We start from the raw sequence: 17121 nt of genomic DNA, 5'->3' as shown, positions 1-17121 counted from the left end.
GACGTGGAATTTGACTGCCGCGGCGACGATGCCGGTGCGGGGGGGCGGTATGAACAGATCGGGGGACGCCCGGCGACGGGCGGTGGCGGCGTGACGGATCTGGTCCGTGGCGGGAACGCGGCCGTGCCGGGGGACCGGCTGGTGCTGGCGTTCGGATGGGACGTGCCGACCGGGCGCGCGGTGGAGGCGGATATCTCCGCCTATCCGCTGACCGCGGCGAGGCGCGTGCGCAGCGATGCCGACATGATCTTCTACAACCAGCCGTCGGGGGCGGGCGGCGCGGTGCGGTTCGATGCGGGGATCGGCGCGCGCGGGGGATTCGCGATCGACCTGGCGCGGGTGCCGGCGGAGATCGAGCGGATCGCGCTGTGCGTGACGGTGCACGACGCGGCGGCGCGCGGGCAGACGCTGGCCATGCTGTCCGCCGCGGTGGTGACCGCGGCGTCGGCGGCGACGCCCGGGACGCCGGCGCTGACGTTCCGGCCGGAACTGTCGGGCGCGACCGAGAGCGCGATGACCTTTGCCGAGCTGTACCGCCGGCAGGGCGCGTGGAAATTCCGCGCGGTGGGGCAGGGCTATAATGGCGGGTTGCCGGCGCTGGCGCGGTCGTTCGGGATCGACGTGGCGGAGGAGCGGGCGCGGCCTGCGCCACCGCCGCCGCCCGCGCCGCCGGTTTCGTTGAAGAAAGTGTCGCTGGAGAAGGCGGGGCAGAGCGTCAGCCTGGCCAAGAAGGGCGCGGATTTCGGCGAGATCGTCGTCAACCTGAACTGGTCGGCTCCGGCCAAGGGCATCTTCGGTGCGAAGACCGCGATCGACCTGGACCTGGGGTGTCTGTTCGAGCTGACCAACGGGCGGACGCATGTGGTGCAGGCGCTGGGCGATGCGTTCGGCAGCTACGACCGGGAACCGTATATTGAATTGTCGGGCGACGATCGGACGGGCGACGTTTCGGCGGGCGAGACGATCCGGATCAACGGCGCGCACTGGCCCAAGATCAAGCGGATCATGCTGTTCGCCAACATCTACGACGGCGTGCCGAACTGGCAGGCGACCGACGGCGTCGTGACGGTGACGATGCCCGACCAGCCGCCGATCGAGGTGCGCATGACCGAGGGCCGCAACGCCAAGCGGCTGTGCGGTGTCGCGATGATCGAGAACGACCGCGGCGCGCTGAAAGCCACGCGGATCGTCGAGTATTTCGCGGATCAGCAGGCGCTGGACAAGCGGTTCGGCTTTGGCCTGCGCTGGACCGCGGGGCGCAAGGACTGAACGGGCCGGCCCTGCGTGGCCGGGGTATCAACGGGGGAATGCCGGTGCTGCGTTATTACAAGGGATCGTTGCTGTTCACGGGGGTCAGCCTGGCGCTGGCCGCGTGGCTCGGCTGGGGGATGAGCGGGACGCTGGGCGGGATGCTGTCCGTCGTGTGGATCGTGCTGGTGCTCGGCGTGCTGGAGGTGTCGCTGTCGTTCGACAATGCGGTGGTGAACGCCACCGTGCTGCGCGACATGGACGCGGTGTGGCGGCGGCGGTTCCTGACGTGGGGCATCGCGATCGCGGTGTTCGGGATGCGCATCCTGTTCCCGCTGATCATCGTCGGGATCGCGGCACGGCTGGGGCCGGTCGACGCGCTGCGGCTGGCCGCGACGGAGCCGGAGACGTACGAGCGGATCATCACCGGCGCGCATGTCGGCATCGCCGGGTTCGGCGGCGCTTTCCTGGCGATGGTGGGGCTCAGTTTCTTCCTGGACGACGAGAAGGACGTCCACTGGATCGGCGGGGTCGAGAGCGGGTTGGGGCGGCTGGGCCATGTGCCGGCGATGCGGATCGGGATCGTGCTGCTGGCGCTCTACACCATGTCGCGCGTGGTGATGCCGGCCGATGCGCTGACGTTCCTGACCGCCGGGCTGCTCGGGCTGGTCGCCTATATCGCGGTCGATGCGTTCGGCGGGCTGATGGAGGGCGCGGAGGACGCGACCGGCATGGTCGTGCGGTCCGGTTTCGCCTCGTTCCTGTACCTTGAACTGCTCGACGCGTCCTTTTCGTTCGACGGGGTGATCGGCGCGTTCGCGCTGTCCAACAACCTGTTCGTCATCGCGCTGGGCCTCGGCATCGGGGCGATGTTCGTGCGGTCGATGACGGTCATGCTGGTCGATCAGGGGACGCTGTCGGAATACCGCTTCCTGGAACATGGCGCGTTCTACGCGATCCTGGCGCTGGCGATCATCATGCTGTTGTCCGCGCGGTTCGAGATTCCGGAGACGGTGACCGGCCTGATCGGCGCGGGGCTGATCGGCGTCTCGTTCCTCGCCTCCGTCGCGCACAACCGGCGCGCGCCAGTTCCGGTGGGACCCACCGGCCATCCGCTTCACCAAGGAGAATGAACCATGTCGATCAGTCTGTCCAAGGGCGGTAATGTCAGTTTGTCGAAGGAGGAGCCGGGGCTGACCCGGATCCTGATCGGGCTGGGGTGGGACACGCGGTCCACCGACGGCAGCGCGTTCGACCTGGATGCCAGCGCGTTCCTGCTGAGCGGGACTGACCGGGTGAGGAGCGACGCGGACTTCATCTACTACAACAACCTGAGGTCCGCCGACGGTGCGGTCGAGCATACCGGCGACAACCGCACGGGCGAGGGCGACGGCGACGACGAGGCGCTGAAAGTCGACCTGAGCCGCGTGCCGGCCGACGTGCAGAAGGTGGCGATCACCGTCACGATCCACGAAGGTGAAACCAAGCGCCAGAATTTCGGCATGGTCGCCAACGCGTTCATCCGGATCGCCAACGACGCGACGGGGCGCGAGATCACGCGGTTCGACCTGGCGGAGGACGCATCGACCGAGACGGCGATGATCTTCGGCGAGGTGTATCGCCACAACAGCGACTGGAAGTTCCGCGCGGTCGGCCAGGGCTATGCCGGTGGGCTCGCCCCGCTGGCGCGCAACTATGGGGTGAGCGTGGGCTAAGCCCCGCCCGCCGCCGGGCCGCCGCGCCCATTGCACTTGTGCTGCGAAAGCCCGATTTAGGCCGAAAGCAGAGACGAGGAGCATGGGTGTGGCGGCAGGTGGCATGGGGCAGTTCGACTGGGCGGATCCGTTCCTGTTGGACGATCAGCTGAGCGACGAAGAGCGCGCGGTGCGCGATACCGCCGCGGCCTATGCGCAGGAGAAGCTGGCCCCGCGGATCGTGGCGGCGTTCCGTGACGAACATACCGACCCCGAGATCTTTCGCGAGATGGGGGCGCTGGGCCTGCTCGGGCCGACGGTGCCGGAGCAATATGGCGGGGTGGGCGCGTCCTATGTCGCCTACGGCCTGGTCGCGCGCGAGGTGGAGCGGATCGACAGCGGATACCGCTCGATGATGTCGGTGCAGTCGTCGCTGGTGATGTACCCGATCCATGCGTTCGGATCGGAGGAGCAGCGGATGCGCTACCTGCCGAAGCTGGCGACTGGGGAATATATCGGCTGTTTCGGGCTGACCGAGCCGGAGGCCGGGTCCGATCCGGGCGGCATGACGACGCGCGCGGAGAAGGTGACGGACGGATATCGCATCACCGGCGCCAAGACCTGGATCAGCAATGCGCCGATCGCCGACGTGTTCGTGGTGTGGGCGAAGTCCGACGCGCATGACGGCGCGATCCGCGGGTTCATCCTGGACAAGGGCATGGCCGGGCTGTCCGCGCCGAAGATCGACGGCAAGCTGTCGCTGCGCGCATCTGTGACCGGCGAGATCGTGATGGACGGTGTGGTGGTGGGCGAGGAGCAGTTGCTGCCCAACGTCGCCGGGCTGAAGGGGCCGTTCGGGTGCCTCAACCGCGCGCGTTACGGAATCAGCTGGGGCACGATGGGCGCGGCGGAGTTCTGCTGGCACGCGGCGCGGCAATATGGGCTGGACCGCAAGCAGTTCGGCCGGCCGCTGGCGGCGACTCAGTTGTTCCAGAAGAAGCTGGCCGACATGCAGACCGAGATCGCGCTGGGGCTGCAGGCCAGCTTACGCGTCGGGCGGTTGATGGACGAGGGCCGGTTCGCGCCCGAGATGGTCTCCATCGTGAAACGCAACAATTGCGGCAAGGCGCTCGATATCGCGCGGGCGGCGCGGGACATGCACGGCGGGAACGGGATCTCCGGCGAGTATGGCGTGATGCGCCATATGATGAATCTGGAGACGGTGAATACCTACGAGGGCGCGCATGATGTGCATGCGTTGATCCTGGGGCGGGCGATTACCGGGATTGCTGCTTTCTGAGGTTGGTGCGCAGCTCGGGCAACGGCTTGGCGCCTCGATGGACCGTTCTGAGGCTAAGGGCCGGCGCCTAGAAGCAGCCCTCGGTTAAGTCGAGCGGCGACGCGGTACGTGTTACCGCACTTGTCCCATCCCCTTGCCACGTTTCGACGACAGCGTGTCTCGAAGCCAGTCGCCAACGAGCGTCACGAGGCGAGGCGATCCGAGGTACGGGCCCAAGTTCGACACCTCATTGGGCGTGCCTGTGGCGCTGCCTTCTTGGAACGAGTGGCCGAGTCCGTCCAGCATCACAATTCGAGCGCGGCGGTTGCTCGCTAAAGCAGCCCGTGCCGCAGGTGCGTCGTCCAGCGCCATCTGACCCTTGGTCCCGTAGATTGCGAGAACGGGTATGTGCAGGGCCTTGAGATCGGAGGCCGAGCGTAACTTGCTTCCCTTCAAGGCTTCTGGAACGTCAATCATGGCGAGCGCTTGTTCCGCCTGCGGGCGCGGGAACCCCGCTGCCTCGAACCGGTCGACGACGTTCGCACGAAGGCGGGCGATCGTTTCCGTATCTCTGCTGTCCAAGCGAGCCTGGAGCAGATCCATGACCGCATCCACCGCCGGGCCAACGAGGGCGTCACGGCCGCCGACGACCATCTTCTTCATCTGTCTGTAAATTCCGGTCCGGACGTAAGGCAGCCCGTCGCCAACATTGCCCGCCAGCGTCACCACGGCCGCGATGTCGGGATCGGCAGCCGCCGCTGCCGGCGCGATCACACCGCCCCCGCTATGGCCGACCAACGCAATGCGGCTGGCGACGATGTCCGAGCGATGGCGCATCGCCGCGACGGCGGCGGCGGCGTCCGCGGTCAGCCGCTCGGGATCCTCCTCGTAGGTGCCAGTCGACTGCCCGGTCCCACGCTTATCATATTCTAGTGCAGCTATGCCGTCGGCGGCCAGTCGTTTGATGATCTCGGAATAGCCGCCACGGGCATAGGGTCCCTGCCCCCCAATCAGCACGGCCAAGGGATAGGGACCCTTGCTGTGCCCTGCTGGCAGGTACAGCGTTCCCGCCAGCACAACACCCGGTTCGGATGGGATGCGAGTTTCTATCGTGCGAGCTGCGGGACCGACCGTCCTCGCCTGCTGCGCCTGTACGGGGCCGGCGACGCCCGTCGCGACAAGCGGGAGCAGGGCCGTCAACAGCCGCAGCGCGACGCGGCGGGACACATTGGCCATGGCTTTCATCAGTGCTCCACTCCCTGACCTTTGCAGCACGTTCAGTTTCCGTGCGGCATTCTTCCGCCTCGTCGCTGCTGAACAGCTGATCGTGCTAAAAGAAACATATGTAGAGTTATGGGTCAACTGTGCCGGGGCTTCATTGAGGGTTGCTGTCGAGAAAGTGTGCTGAATGACTGCTCTTGGGCGCTTGCGGTCTGCCCACTTTGCCGATCAGGAATGGCTGGGGATGATGGATTGAGATGTCGCGGGGCGCGGGTGCGACCGCGGGCTTGTTGCCGACCGGTGACAGCTCTTCACGATCACGGGATCGAAAAAAAGCGTCCTCTTACTTCGTTCTCGAGCCGAGGGCGGGCGGCCTGACGCAGGAGGACCGACTACGGTGTCGGTGCCGTTGCGGGCGGTTCGCCACCTGCGGCCGGTGCCGATGCCCCGGGTGCGGCCGGGTCCATGCCGTTGGCCGGCTTCCCCCCGGTTTCAGGTAGCACGCTTAATGCGATAATCCCCAGGAACGCGAGCGCCATGAAGCCAAGAACGATGAAGTTCATTGGCGTGAAGAGCGATGTGGGCTTTCTCGACATTGATATGCTCCTCGTTCGTTCGGCATCTGCCGCCGCCTGTCGAGAACTGTCAATGTCCAAGGCGGTGCCTATGCTGCGGGAACGATTGTGGTGCTGTGGCACCCACCCCCAACCCAGTTGCACGTCCTGTCAGGTGAAACAGGCCCCCGGCCTGTTTCAGGGATTGCCGGTGGCAATCCCAACCTGACAGGACGTGCAACTCTTAAAAGGGAGGGGGCTTTTTGTTGCGCTTTTTTATAGGCGTTCCGCTTGGGCGACGGCGTCGGCGGCGCGGAGGGCGGCCAGGATGCGCATGACGTGGGGGCGGTCGCGAACCTCAAGGGCGAGGTGGAAGGTGTGGAAGCTGGCGTCGCGGTGGAAGAGCGCGAGGTTGATGATGTTGGCGCCCTGCGACCCGAGGATGCTGGACATCGCGCCGAGCGAGCCGGGTTCGTTCTTGACGATGACCGACAGCCGCGCGGTGCCGCCGTCCGATCCATCGCCCCACGCGAGGTCGACCCAGTCGGCGTCGATGCCGTCCGCCAGTTCGGGGCAGTCGATCGCGTGGACCTCGACCGCGGCGTCGGGCCGGCGCAGGCCGACGATGCGGTCGCCGGGGACGGGGTGACAGCAGGTCGCGAGCTTGAACGCGACGCCGGGGGTGAGGCCCTTGATCGAGATCGCCTCGCGTTGCGGCCGGACCACCGTAACGTCGCCGCCGCCCGCGCCGGGCATCAGTGCCTCCATCACCTGTTCGTCTGTCAGGTGCTTGCGCGCGATCGCCTCCATCAGCGCGTCGCCGTCGGCCAGTTGCAGGCGCTTGACTGCGTTGCCGAGCGCCTCGCTGCCGAGTTGGGCGGGGAGGCGTTTGACGATCTCCTCGTAGAATTTGCGACCCAGCGCGACCGTCTCGTCGCGTTCCTTGTGCTTGACGAAGCGGCGGATGGCGGCGCGCGCCTTGCCGGTGGTGACGAAGCTCATCCAGCCCGGTTCGGGCTCCTGCGCCTTGGACCGCAGGATCTGCACCTGGTCGCCGTTCAGGATCGGCGTGCGGAGCGGCACGACGCGGCCGTTGACCTTTGCACCCACCGTCTGGTCGCCGAGATCGGTGTGGAGCGCGTAGGCGAAATCGACCGGGGTGGCGCCCTTGGGCAGCTGGATCAGCTCGCCGGTCGGGGTGAAGGCGAAGATCCGATCCTGGTACATCGCCATGCGGGTATGTTCGAGGACCTCCTCGGCCGTGTCGGCATGGTCGAGGATTTCGACGAGGTCACGGATCCAGCTGACCTGCGTGTCGGCGCTTTCCTTCTGCTTGTAGGCCCAATGGCTGGCGAGGCCGATTTCGGCCTGGTCGTGCATGTCGGTCGAGCGGATCTGGATCTCGATCCGCGCCTTTTCCGAATGGATCACCGAAGTGTGGAGCGACTTGTAGCCGTTGCGCTTCGGCGTCGAGATATAGTCCTTGAACCGGCCGGGGACCATCGGCCAGCGCTGATGGATCAGGCCGAGCGTGCGGTAGCATTGCTCCACATCCTTCACGACGATGCGGAACGCCATGATGTCGGACAGCTGCTCGAAGCTGATGTGGCGCTCGGCCATCTTGCGCCAGATCGAATAGGGATGCTTCTCGCGGCCGGTGACCTCGGCCACGATGCCCTGACGGCCGAGCAGGGTAACGATGCCGGACGAGATGCGTGCGATGCGGTCGCCGCCGCCGGATTTCAGCTGCTCGAGCCGCTTGGTGATCGATTCGTAGGCTTCGGGTTCGAGTTCGCGGAAGGCGAGCGTCTGCATCTCCTTCATGAATTCATACATGCCGATCCGCTCGGCGAGCGGCGCGTAGATCTCCATCGTCTCGCGCGCGATGCGGCGGCGCTTCTCCGGCTTGGGGATGAAGTGGAGCGTGCGCATGTTGTGGAGCCGGTCAGCGAGCTTCACGAGCAGGACGCGGATGTCGTCCGACATGGCGAGCAGGAACTTGCGGAGGTTTTCCGCGGCGCGCTCGTTCTCGGTCTGCGCCTCGATCCGCGACAGCTTGGTCACGCCGTCGACCAGCCGCGCGACGGAGGTACCGAAGCCCTTCTCGATCTGGTCGTAGGTGGCGACCGTATCCTCGATCGTGTCGTGCAGGATGGCGGTGACGATCGTCTCGTCGTCGAGCCGCAGGTCAGTCAGGATGCCGGCCACCTCGATCGGGTGGCTGAAATAGGGGTCGCCATTGGCGCGTTTCTGCGACCCGTGGGCCTGCATCGAAAAGACGTAGGCGCGGTTGAGCATCGCCTCGTCGGCTTGTGGATCGTAGTCCAGGACCCGATCTACCAGTTCATATTGTCTCAGCACCGTCATACCATGTGGCGGGGTGGGGCCGGGATGCAACGGGAAAGCGTGGGAGTGGGGAGAATGTCATACTTTGGTTGGCGACAATTTGGCATCGAGCCCGCCATGTCGCCACCACCCAACCCCTCCTCCGGAGAGGAGGGGCCTAGAAGCGATTACTCGTAGTCGCCGCCGACATTCTGGTTGCGGGGCGGTGCGGCGGCGGTGAGGCGGAGCGCCTCGGCCGACTGCGACAGCGAGCCCATTTCGTCGACCGCGTCGTCATCGTCCATCCGGACGCGCTGGAGGCCCTGGATCATGCCTTCTTCCAGATCGTGCGGCACGACGGTTTCCTCGGCGATCTCGCGCAGGGCGACGACCGGGTTCTTGTCGCGATCGCGATCGATCGTCAGTTCGGCACCGCCCGAAATCTGGCGCGCGCGCTGTGCGGCGGCCAGGACCAGGTCGAAGCGGTTGGGAATCTTGTCGACGCAATCTTCGACAGTGACGCGCGCCATGATGTCGCTCCGCTATAGTTTCGAGCATGAATGCAAGCGCGGGCGGTTAGCAGCATCAGCGCGCAAAGGCAAGGAATGGCACCATCGGGCGTTGCGTAGTCGTACCGACATGGTGACGGTGCTAGGCGGTGTCGATGAGCGAGGAGAGACCCACCTTCACCGTCGACGGTGACCGGCTGACGCTGCTGCCCGACGGGCCGGAGCGGCTGGAGGCGTTGATCGCGCTGATCGACGGGGCGGGGCGGACGTTGCGGCTGCTCTATTATATCTATGCCGACGACCGGGCGGGGCGCGCGGTGCGCGATGCGCTGGTGCGCGCGGCGGAGCGTGGCGTGCAGGTCGACATGATCGTCGACGGGTTCGGCGATGCGGCAGGGGCGGGGTTCTTCGAGGCGCTGGTCGCGGCGGGCGGCGGGGTGTGCCGGTACGAGGCGCGGTTCGGACGGCGCTATCTGTTGCGCAACCACCAGAAGCTGGCGCTGGCGGACGAGGCGCGCGCGCTGATCGGCGGGTTCAACGTGGAGGACGATTATTTCGGGACGGTCGCGGACGGGGCGTGGCGCGACCTGGGGTTGCTGGTCGAGGGCGACGCAGCGGCGCGGCTGGCGGGTTATTACGACGCGCTGCTCGATTGGACGCGGGCGCCGGCGGGGAAGTTCCGCGATCTGCGCACGATTCTGAAGCGGCATAGCGAGACGCATCCGGGCGGGCGGCTGCGCTGGCTGTTCGGTGGGCCGACGCGGCGGCTGAGCCCGTGGGCGCTGGTGGTAAAGTGGGACATGGCGCGGGCGCGGCGGCTGGACATGATCGCCGCCTATTTCGCACCGAACCCGGCGATGCTGCGGCGGATCGAGCGGATCGTGAAGCGTGGCGGCCAGGCGACCGTCATGACCGCGGGCAAGTCCGACAACAATGCGACGATCGCGGCGACGCGGCATTGTTATCAGCGGTTGTTGAAGCGCGGGGTCGGCGTGCTGGAATATGGCGCGACCAAGCTGCACAGCAAATTGTTCGTGATCGACGATGTTGTCCACATCGGATCGGCGAACTTCGACGTGCGCAGCCTGTATCTGAACCTGGAGATGATGCTGCGGATCGAGGACCCGGCCTTCGCCGCGCATATGCGGACGTATTTCGCGGGCGAGGCGGCGGAGAGCCATGTGGTGACGATGGCGGAGCATGACCGGGTCGGCTGGTTCCGCCGCGTGCAGTGGGGGGTGGCCTATTTCATCGTCGCGGTGATCGACGGGAACGTGACGCGGCGGCTGAACTTCGGCGTGGACGGCCGCTGATCGGCCGTCCGGTACTGATCGCTTAGTCCTTCCAGCACCAGTAGAGCTGGGCGGGCGGGATGTTGATCGGTTCGAACGCATGGTCGATGCGGCGGAAATGCGGGACGAGGAAGTCCTTCACCCGCGGGCTGAACTGATACACGAGGAACGCACCGCCGGGGCGGAGCGCATCGTGCGTTTCGGCGGCGATCCGCGGGCCGATGCCGGCGGGCAGCGTCGAGAAGGGCAGGCCGGACAGGATGTAGTCGGCATGGTCGTGGCCGTGATCGGCGATGATCGAGCGGACGTCGGCGGCGGAACCGAGCACCGGGCGGAACCGCGAATCGGTGAAGCGGCGGCCGAGATAGCCGACGAAATCGCGGTTCGTGTCGATCGCGATCAGCTGCGCATCGGGGGCCATGCGTTCGAGGATGGCGGGGCAGAAGGTGCCGACGCCGGGGCCATATTCGACGAACAGTTTCGTGTTCGCCCAGTCGACCGGCTTCAGCATCCGCGCGATCAGCTTGTCCGACGACGGGATGATCGAGCCGACCATGACCGGATGTTTCAGGAATTCCCGGAAGAACATCCCCAAAGGACCGGGCTCGCGCCGCTTGGTCGGATCGGCGAGCACCTGGTCTGCGGACGATGAAGGCATGGAAACTCCCGGAAGACGCAGCAGAACAGTCGGCACCGTTCGCAAAAGACGTGGCCAATAGCAAGTCGCAGGCATGGCGGAAACCGCCCTGTCTCGTTACGTAACGGCAATGAAGGCGATAAGTGCCGGGCCGGTCGCACCGATCGGCTTGGCCTCTCGCTGGCCACACGAACCGTTCGGTTGGCCGTGGACGAAAAAAAAGGGCCACCCCGAGGGGCAGCCCATAAAGTTTTAGGAGAGGATGCCTGAAAGGCCCGATCCTTTTGCTGCACCGCGACAATTGTCGCAAATGCATAATTGTGAGACACGCATGCAGGGCGTGCAATCGTGAGTTGCGGGGACCGGGAGGGGAAATATGCGTCGTCTGCCACCGCTGACTGCTGTCGAAGCGTTCGTGCAGGTCGCGCGGCTGGGGTCCGTCAAGGCGGCGGCGCAGGAACTGGCGCTGTCGTCACCTGCGCTGAGCCGGCGGGTGCAGGCGCTGGAGCGATTCGTCGGGCAGTCCTTGTTCGACCGGCGGCATCAGGCGATGCTGCCCAACGCGGCGGGCGAGCGGTTGCTCGCCCGGATCGCGCCGGCGATCGACGCGCTGGCCGAGGCGATCGAATCGACGACGGGGCAGCAGGATGCGCTTAAGTTGCGGCTGGGCGTGCTGCCGCTGTTCGCGTCGCAAAAGCTGATGGCGCGGTTGCCCGAACTGCGTGCGGCGCATCCGGAATTCCATGTCGATATCGATACCGCGCCGCATCCGACCGCACGGCTGGGCGAGAGCCTGGACGCGGCGATCGTGCTGGGGGCGGAACCGGACCCGGCGCTTTATGGCCGGCGGATCGATCGCAACCGGGTGAGCGCGATCGCGCTACGCTCGCTGACCCAGGGGCCGGACGCGGTGACCGGGCCGGACGATCTGAAGCGCATGACGATCTTCGTCCACCGCGACATGCCGGAGACGTTCGCGATCTGGCGCGCGGGGATCGGGCGGCCGGACCTGCAGCCCGCGGCGATCGACCATTTCGATTCGGGGCATCTGATGCTGGATGCCGCGGCGCAGGGGCTGGGCGTGGCGTTCATGCTCGATGCGCATCTCGACGGCGCGCATGACGACCGGCTGACCAACCTGTTCGGGCGCGAGGTGGAGAGCGACTACAGCTACTGGTTCGTGTGCCGGCGGTCGGCGATGTCGAACCGCGCGGTGCGGGTGTTCCACGACTGGCTGTTCAGCAGCGTGGCGACCGCGGGGGATGAGCCGGTTCGGGTGGCCAAGGCTGGCTGAGTGTTGTTCCCCGGCGGAGGCCGGGGCCTGGGTGAAGCGGTTGCGTCCAGGCCCCGGCCTTCGCCGGGGAACTGTTGGCGATTAGAGTTGGGCGCGGCACCTTTTGTCAGATGCCGCGCCGGTTCGGGTCAGGCGGAGACGGTCGCCTTGATGATCTTGCCGGGGGTGCGGGGCGGTTCGCCCTTCGGCAGCGCGTCGACGAATTCCATGCCGGACGTGACGTTGCCCCAGGCGGTGTACTGGTTGTCGAGGAAGCGCGAATCGTCGAAGCAAATGAAGAACTGGCTGTTGGCCGAGTTCGGGCTCTGCGAACGGGCCATCGAGCAGGTGCCGCGGACATGCGGTTCGCTGTTGAATTCGGCCTTCAGGTCGGGCTTCTTCGATCCGCCCATGCCGGTGCCGGTGGGGTCGCCGCCCTGCGCCATGAAGCCGGGGATGACGCGGTGGAACACGACGCCGTCGTAGAAGCCTTCGCTCGCCAGTTCGGCGATGCGGGCGACATGGCCCGGCGCGATATCGTCGCGCAGTGCGATCACGACGTCGCCGCCGCTGTCGAGCGTCAGGGTCAGGGTTTTCTGGTCGGCCATCGGCAGTTCCTTCGGATCATGGTTGGTGCGCGCCTATCTAGGGAGCTTGGGCGCGGATAAGAACCCCGCGTCGCAAGGCTGACATCGGCGGAGCGAGCGCGTACGAGGGCGGCGGGCGACGTCATCCGGGCGGGTTCGGATGAGACGGGAACGAACATGGCCGAGCAGCAGGATATGGAAAAGACCATCGCCGAGCCGACGCACGACGAAGACAACCGGCTGAATTCCGATTTCGTCAGTGCCGTGGTCGATGCCGTGGCGGACGGCGACGTGGAGGGTGCGCGTGCGCTGGTCGCTCCGTTGCACCCCGCCGACATCGCCGATCTGTTCGAACTGGCGCCCGGCGACAGGCGCAAGGCGATCGCGTCCGCGCTGCACGGCATGATCGACGGCGACGTGCTGGCCGAGATGAACGACTGGGTCCGCGATGAGCTGATGGAGGCGCTGGGCCCCCAGGAGGTCGCCGACATCGCAACCATGCTCGATACCGACGACGCGGTCGCGATCATTGAGGACATGGACGCCGACGACCAGCGCGAGGTGTTGCGCGCGCTGGCGCCCGACGATCGTGCCGCGATCGAGGAGGCGCTGGGATATCCGGAGGAGTCCGCCGGCCGCCTGATGCAGCGCGACCTGATCGCGGTGCCGGAGCATCTGAGCGTCGGCGACGTACTGGATTATCTGCGTCGCAACGAGGACCTGACCACCGATTTCTGGGAAATCTACGTCGTCGATCCGAGCCACCGGCCGATCGGGACGTGCAAGCTGAGCTGGATCCTGCGGACGCCGCGGTCGGTGGCGATCGCCGACGTGATGGCGCGCGAACAGACGCTGATCCCGGTCGACATGGACCAGGAAGAGGTGGCGCTGCGCTTCCAGAAATACGCGCTGATTTCCGCGGCGGTCATCGATGCGGCCGGGCGGCTGGTCGGGATGATCACGGTCGATGACATCGTGCACATCATCCAGGAGGAGGCCGGCGAGGATATCCTGCGGCTGTCGGGCGCGGGCGAAGGCGATATCAACGAGCCGATCCGCTATACCGTGCGGACCCGGCTGACCTGGCTGCTGATCAACCTGCCGACCGCGATGCTGGCGGCGACGGTGGTCGGGCTGTTCGACGAGCGGATCGCGAAGTACGCGGTGCTGGCGCAGCTGATGGGGATCGTCAGCGGGATGGGCGGCAATGCGGGGACGCAGACGCTGGCCGTCGTGGTGCGCGCGCTGGCGACGAACCAGCTGACCAGTTCCAATTCGGTGCGGATGATCATGCGCGAACTGCGGATCGCGGCGGCCAACGGCGTCGCGCTGGGGCTTGTGGTCGGGGCCGGATGCTATCTGTGGTCGGGGGTGCCGGGGCTGGCGATCGTGTTCGCGCTGGCGCTGTTCATCAACAATATCGTCGCGGGGCTGGCGGGGGTGCTGGTGCCGATCACGCTGGACAAGATGAACGTCGATCCGGCGGTGTCGTCGTCGGTGTTCGTGACGACCTGTACCGACAGCCTGGGGTTCCTCTCGTTCCTGGGGCTGGCGGCGATGTGGGGGCTGGGCAGCTAGAGGCGGGTTGAAGCGGCCGCGGGCGGACGCCATTTCGGGTCGATGCATGCGCTGAACATCACCAAGGTCGCGGTCGGTTGCGAGGATGTCGAGGCGCTGGCCGAGCGGACGCGCAACCGGACCGCGGACGGCGAGGCGCCGATCCAGACGCGGTACCGCCCGACGCGGCATGGCGAGCTGATCGGCGGATCGTTGTTCTGGATCATCAAGCACCAGCTGGTCGTGCGGCAGCGGATCATCGGGTTCGACGAGACGCCGGAGGGGCGCTGCCTGATCCGGCTGGACCCGGTGCTGGTGACCGTGCGGGCCCGGCCGAAGCGGGCGCATCAGGGGTGGCGTTACCTGACGGCGGACGATGCGCCTGACGATCTGGATGGGGGCTCGAACGAGGGTGCCGCGATGCCGGCGGCGTTGATCCGGGAGCTGGCGGAGCTGTCCTTGCTATGATGGCCTAGCGGGCGTTGGGACCGTCGCAGGTGATGTCGACGGTGCCTTCGCTGGCGACGGTGCAGGCGGGGGTGCCGAGGATGGTGATCGCGCCGGCGCCGGTGGCGTTGACCTTTGCGGTGCGGGTGGCGGCGACGGTGATCGTGCCGCTGCCGGCGGTGACGATGGTGGCGTCCTGCGTCGCCAGGTCCGGCGCGTCGATCACGCCCGCGCCCTGCACCACCGCGCGCAGGGCCCGCGTGCGGCCGGCGAGTTTCGTGCTGCCCGCGCCGGTGATCGTGACGTTGAGCAGGTCGGTGTCGAGCCCGGTGACGCCGAGCGAGCCCGCGCCCGAAACGCCGGCGTCGAACCGCGCGCCGCGGCCGGTGGCGACCGTCAGGCTGCCCGCGCCGAGCACCGTCGCGCCGAGGAGCGCCGGCGTGGTGAGCGCGATGCGGATGCCGCGCAAACTGCCGCCCTGCGTCGCGTCGCGGTCGCGCCGGATGACGAGCGTGCGGCCCATCATGTCGAGCCGGACGCCGCCCAGCATGCGCGCGTCGGGACCCTCCGCGCGGGCGGACGAGCCGGCGCTGGTGATGAGCGTGACCGCGAACGGCCCCTCGACCCGGATGCGGTCGAAGCTGGTGACCGAATAGCTGCGCGTCGCGGCCGCCGCCGGGGTGGGCAGCGCGGCGGCCGCCGCGAGGAGCGCGATCAGGCTGCGTTGCAACGCACGTCGCCCGATCCGGCCTTGCTGACGGTGCAGCGTGCGGGGCCGTGGACGGTGACGCCGCCCGACCCGGCCATCGACACGCTGGCGGTGCCCGCGGCGCGCGCGATCATGTCGCCCGACCCGGCGGTTGAGGTGGCGAGCGTGCGGACGGCGAGCGCGCCGGCGTCGAGATTGCCCGACCCCGCGATCGACAGCTTCGCGGCGCCCGCCTGGCCCGCGGCGACCAGGTCGCCCGACCCGGCGATCGACAGCGCGACCTGGCCCGCCTCGATCCGCGCGAGCCGGAGGTTGCCGGAGCCCGCGAGGGCGCCGGAGAAGCGTGGCGCGCGGAACGGACCGACCGTCATGTCACCCGAGCCAGACAGCGAGACGCCGGCCAGCGCGGGCATGGTGACGGTGATGGTGGTGGGCGGGGTCTTGCGCCAGCTCCAGCTGTTGCCGTGATGGTCCAGCACCAGCGTGCCGCCACGGACCTCCGCGGTCAGCGTCTTGAGCGTGACGGCCGGGCCGGTCGCGACGACGGAGAAGGCCGGACCGACGCGGACGATGACATTGTCCGACCCGCGCAGGTCGATCTGCGCGAACCCGCTCGCCGGGAAGCGCCGCGTGACGAGAGCATCAGCCGCGCTGGATGGCGATGCGGCAAGCAGAACGGGGACCAGGAGCAGGGCGGCGAGGCGACGCATGACGGGAGACTCCGCTAGGTGTTATGCTGATATAATACACCTGTGATCGGACAGGGCAAGATTAAACACACGCACTCTGGGTAAGCGAGGGTCGGCCGCCGGGACCGTTTGGTCAGGGAGCCGATGTTTTCCAGCAAGGTGCCAGCTGTTTGAAGGAAGCGTCGATCCACGCCGCGAGCGGTGACCCGACGTTGGAGCTGATCGTTATCTCTCCCATGTTGTCCGACGACGGCGCCGTGAGGGAATAGCCGGTTCCGTCGACCGTTATCATCATTTGCTCGCCTGGTACGCCATATGGCGCCGGAGACGGCATCTTTATGCTCGTCATGCTTGCGATCACCGAACGGACCGCGGGACAGGTGGCGCTGTCGGCCCACTTGATCTGAGGCTTCTCGCCAAGCGCATCCTTCGTAAAACGAAGCTGATACGGGAAGTCTGCGCCGATCCTTTTGCCGCCTGTCGCAACGTCGACCGTCTCGCTGACGCGACTAAGCGCACCTGCACGGCGGAACTGAGCCCATTGCAACGGCAAGGGCGGCTGTGTGGCGGCGGCGAGGATGAAGAGAATCGAGAGCAAAGGACTTCCAATCGTCGGCTTTGCGGGATGCTGTCATGAAGCGGGGTCGTCCGCAAATGTTTGGAAGCAATCCCTTACTCGCCCAAAGTGTGGACGGTTCGAGTTAAGAGAAAAGCCAGCGTTGCAGAACAGGGGCCGCCGCTCCATCACGGACGGATGACGCGACGGTTACGACCAAGCAGGGCCTTGGTTCTCATGATTCCTGTCATGGGATGCGGAAGCCGCGCGACGGTGGCGCCGTTCAACGTCGTTGTTCGAGGACCGGCGTCGTCATGCAGCGTCGAGGTTGGTGGGCGCGAGGTTGGCATGGACGAACTGCTGGCGATTGCCCGTCCGGAAGCGAAGCCAGGGCGGCGGGCGTTCATCGACTCGAATATGGCGGAGACGCCTTATCGATGTGTGGGCGGCGCCATTTTCGCGTTGCAGAGAGCAGGTTTCAAAGAGGTAAGCTTTGTCGCAGAGCCACCGCCGTCGCAGGAAAAATAGGACGAGTTCGCTGCTG

17 protein-coding genes are annotated in these 17121 nt (G+C 66.8%); 9 read left to right on the top strand and 8 right to left on the bottom strand.

Annotated elements, in window-relative coordinates:
- Positions 1-3: 3 nt before the first annotated feature.
- The 4 genes from ACFSGX_RS13535 to ACFSGX_RS13520 all read left to right on the top strand — a co-directional run bounded on the left by ACFSGX_RS13535 (position 4) and on the right by ACFSGX_RS13520 (position 4242).
- On the top strand, positions 4-1269 hold the full coding sequence (locus ACFSGX_RS13535; RefSeq protein WP_380930652.1) for a TerD family protein: 1266 nt from the start codon (positions 4-6) through the stop codon (positions 1267-1269).
- A 38-nt stretch (positions 1270-1307) separates the two neighbouring features.
- Positions 1308-2381, top strand: a complete 1074-nt coding sequence (locus ACFSGX_RS13530) for a DUF475 domain-containing protein (protein ID WP_380930651.1) — start codon at positions 1308-1310, stop codon at positions 2379-2381.
- A gap of 3 nt (positions 2382-2384) precedes the next feature.
- Positions 2385-2963, top strand: coding sequence for a TerD family protein (locus ACFSGX_RS13525; protein WP_380930650.1), 579 nt, complete (start codon positions 2385-2387; stop codon positions 2961-2963).
- Between the two features lie 82 nt (positions 2964-3045).
- Positions 3046-4242 (top strand): acyl-CoA dehydrogenase, encoded by a 1197-nt coding sequence (locus tag ACFSGX_RS13520; protein WP_380930649.1) that lies wholly within the window; start codon positions 3046-3048, stop codon positions 4240-4242.
- A gap of 111 nt (positions 4243-4353) precedes the next feature.
- On the opposite strand, the gene ACFSGX_RS13515 is transcribed toward ACFSGX_RS13520, so the two are convergent.
- From ACFSGX_RS13515 to rpoZ, 3 genes are all read right to left on the bottom strand, one after another.
- Positions 4354-5466 (bottom strand): alpha/beta hydrolase family protein, encoded by a 1113-nt coding sequence (locus ACFSGX_RS13515; RefSeq protein WP_380930648.1) that lies wholly within the window; start codon positions 5464-5466, stop codon positions 4354-4356.
- An 806-nt stretch (positions 5467-6272) separates the two neighbouring features.
- Positions 6273-8357: a RelA/SpoT family protein gene (locus ACFSGX_RS13510; RefSeq protein ID WP_380930797.1), complete on the bottom strand. Its 2085-nt coding sequence runs from the start codon at positions 8355-8357 to the stop codon at positions 6273-6275.
- A gap of 152 nt (positions 8358-8509) precedes the next feature.
- The gene (rpoZ, locus tag ACFSGX_RS13505) at positions 8510-8851 is read right to left on the bottom strand and encodes a DNA-directed RNA polymerase subunit omega (protein ID WP_157176272.1); all 342 of its coding nucleotides are present in this window, start codon (positions 8849-8851) and stop codon (positions 8510-8512) included.
- Positions 8852-8985: 134 nt separating this feature from the next.
- On the opposite strand from rpoZ, the gene ACFSGX_RS13500 reads away from it, so the two are divergent.
- Entirely contained in the window at positions 8986-10143 is a 1158-nt protein-coding gene (locus ACFSGX_RS13500; protein ID WP_380930647.1) for a phospholipase D-like domain-containing protein, read from the top strand.
- A gap of 22 nt (positions 10144-10165) precedes the next feature.
- Here ACFSGX_RS13500 and ACFSGX_RS13495 read toward each other — a convergent pair whose 3' ends face one another.
- The gene (locus ACFSGX_RS13495; RefSeq protein ID WP_380930646.1) at positions 10166-10780 is read right to left on the bottom strand and encodes a class I SAM-dependent methyltransferase; all 615 of its coding nucleotides are present in this window, start codon (positions 10778-10780) and stop codon (positions 10166-10168) included.
- A gap of 355 nt (positions 10781-11135) precedes the next feature.
- Between ACFSGX_RS13495 and ACFSGX_RS13490 the strand changes: the two genes are divergently transcribed.
- Positions 11136-12053 carry a LysR substrate-binding domain-containing protein gene (locus ACFSGX_RS13490; RefSeq protein ID WP_380930645.1) on the top strand — a complete coding sequence of 306 codons (918 nt, stop codon included), beginning with the start codon at positions 11136-11138 and terminating at the stop codon, positions 12051-12053.
- Positions 12054-12181: 128 nt separating this feature from the next.
- On the opposite strand, the gene ACFSGX_RS13485 is transcribed toward ACFSGX_RS13490, so the two are convergent.
- Positions 12182-12640 (bottom strand): peptidylprolyl isomerase, encoded by a 459-nt coding sequence (locus tag ACFSGX_RS13485; protein WP_380930643.1) that lies wholly within the window; start codon positions 12638-12640, stop codon positions 12182-12184.
- A gap of 156 nt (positions 12641-12796) precedes the next feature.
- Between ACFSGX_RS13485 and mgtE the strand changes: the two genes are divergently transcribed.
- Positions 12797-14197, top strand: a complete 1401-nt coding sequence (gene mgtE / locus ACFSGX_RS13480; RefSeq protein WP_380930641.1) for a magnesium transporter — start codon at positions 12797-12799, stop codon at positions 14195-14197.
- 42 nt (positions 14198-14239) lie between these two features.
- Complete coding sequence (locus ACFSGX_RS13475; protein ID WP_157176278.1) at positions 14240-14644, top strand: DUF1489 family protein; 405 nt, start codon at positions 14240-14242, stop codon at positions 14642-14644.
- A 4-nt stretch (positions 14645-14648) separates the two neighbouring features.
- Here the strand turns inward: ACFSGX_RS13475 and ACFSGX_RS13470 are convergent, their stop codons facing one another.
- The 3 genes from ACFSGX_RS13470 to ACFSGX_RS13460 form a co-directional block, all read right to left on the bottom strand.
- Entirely contained in the window at positions 14649-15353 is a 705-nt protein-coding gene (locus tag ACFSGX_RS13470) for a GIN domain-containing protein (protein WP_380930640.1), read from the bottom strand.
- The gene (locus ACFSGX_RS13465) at positions 15338-16042 is read right to left on the bottom strand and encodes a head GIN domain-containing protein (protein ID WP_380930639.1); all 705 of its coding nucleotides are present in this window, start codon (positions 16040-16042) and stop codon (positions 15338-15340) included. Before ACFSGX_RS13465 ends, ACFSGX_RS13470 begins: the two co-directional genes overlap by 16 nt.
- 112 nt (positions 16043-16154) lie before the next feature.
- Positions 16155-16619 carry a hypothetical protein gene (locus tag ACFSGX_RS13460; protein ID WP_380930637.1) on the bottom strand — a complete coding sequence of 155 codons (465 nt, stop codon included), beginning with the start codon at positions 16617-16619 and terminating at the stop codon, positions 16155-16157.
- A 306-nt stretch (positions 16620-16925) separates the two neighbouring features.
- On the opposite strand from ACFSGX_RS13460, the gene ACFSGX_RS13455 reads away from it, so the two are divergent.
- Positions 16926-17105, top strand: coding sequence for a hypothetical protein (locus ACFSGX_RS13455; RefSeq protein ID WP_380930635.1), 180 nt, complete (start codon positions 16926-16928; stop codon positions 17103-17105).
- Positions 17106-17121: the final 16 nt, after the last annotated feature.

This window comes from Sphingomonas arantia (genome assembly GCF_042682045.1).
Taxonomy (GTDB): Bacteria; Pseudomonadota; Alphaproteobacteria; order Sphingomonadales; family Sphingomonadaceae; genus Sphingomonas_R; species Sphingomonas_R arantia.
Note: the sequence above shows the minus strand (reverse complement) of the source record. Positions and strands in the feature narration are given on the sequence as shown.

Bases quoted from the DNA above. Each gene is read 5' to 3' on its own strand.
- ACFSGX_RS13465 (WP_380930639.1), bottom strand. From the start codon at position 16,042: ATGCGTCGCCTCGCCGCCCTGCTCCTGGTCCCCGTTCTGCTTGCCGCA.
- mgtE (WP_380930641.1), top strand. From the start codon at position 12,797: ATGGCCGAGCAGCAGGATATGGAAAAGACCATCGCCGAGCCGACGCAC.
- ACFSGX_RS13485 (WP_380930643.1), bottom strand. From the start codon at position 12,640: ATGGCCGACCAGAAAACCCTGACCCTGACGCTCGACAGCGGCGGCGAC.
- ACFSGX_RS13495 (WP_380930646.1), bottom strand. From the start codon at position 10,780: ATGCCTTCATCGTCCGCAGACCAGGTGCTCGCCGATCCGACCAAGCGG.
- ACFSGX_RS13455 (WP_380930635.1), top strand. From the start codon at position 16,926: ATGGACGAACTGCTGGCGATTGCCCGTCCGGAAGCGAAGCCAGGGCGG.
- ACFSGX_RS13500 (WP_380930647.1), top strand. From the start codon at position 8,986: ATGAGCGAGGAGAGACCCACCTTCACCGTCGACGGTGACCGGCTGACG.
- ACFSGX_RS13475 (WP_157176278.1), top strand. From the start codon at position 14,240: ATGCATGCGCTGAACATCACCAAGGTCGCGGTCGGTTGCGAGGATGTC.
- ACFSGX_RS13520 (WP_380930649.1), top strand. From the start codon at position 3,046: ATGGGTGTGGCGGCAGGTGGCATGGGGCAGTTCGACTGGGCGGATCCG.
- ACFSGX_RS13530 (WP_380930651.1), top strand. From the start codon at position 1,308: ATGCCGGTGCTGCGTTATTACAAGGGATCGTTGCTGTTCACGGGGGTC.
- rpoZ (WP_157176272.1), bottom strand. From the start codon at position 8,851: ATGGCGCGCGTCACTGTCGAAGATTGCGTCGACAAGATTCCCAACCGC.
- ACFSGX_RS13515 (WP_380930648.1), bottom strand. From the start codon at position 5,466: ATGAAAGCCATGGCCAATGTGTCCCGCCGCGTCGCGCTGCGGCTGTTG.
- ACFSGX_RS13490 (WP_380930645.1), top strand. From the start codon at position 11,136: ATGCGTCGTCTGCCACCGCTGACTGCTGTCGAAGCGTTCGTGCAGGTC.
- ACFSGX_RS13525 (WP_380930650.1), top strand. From the start codon at position 2,385: ATGTCGATCAGTCTGTCCAAGGGCGGTAATGTCAGTTTGTCGAAGGAG.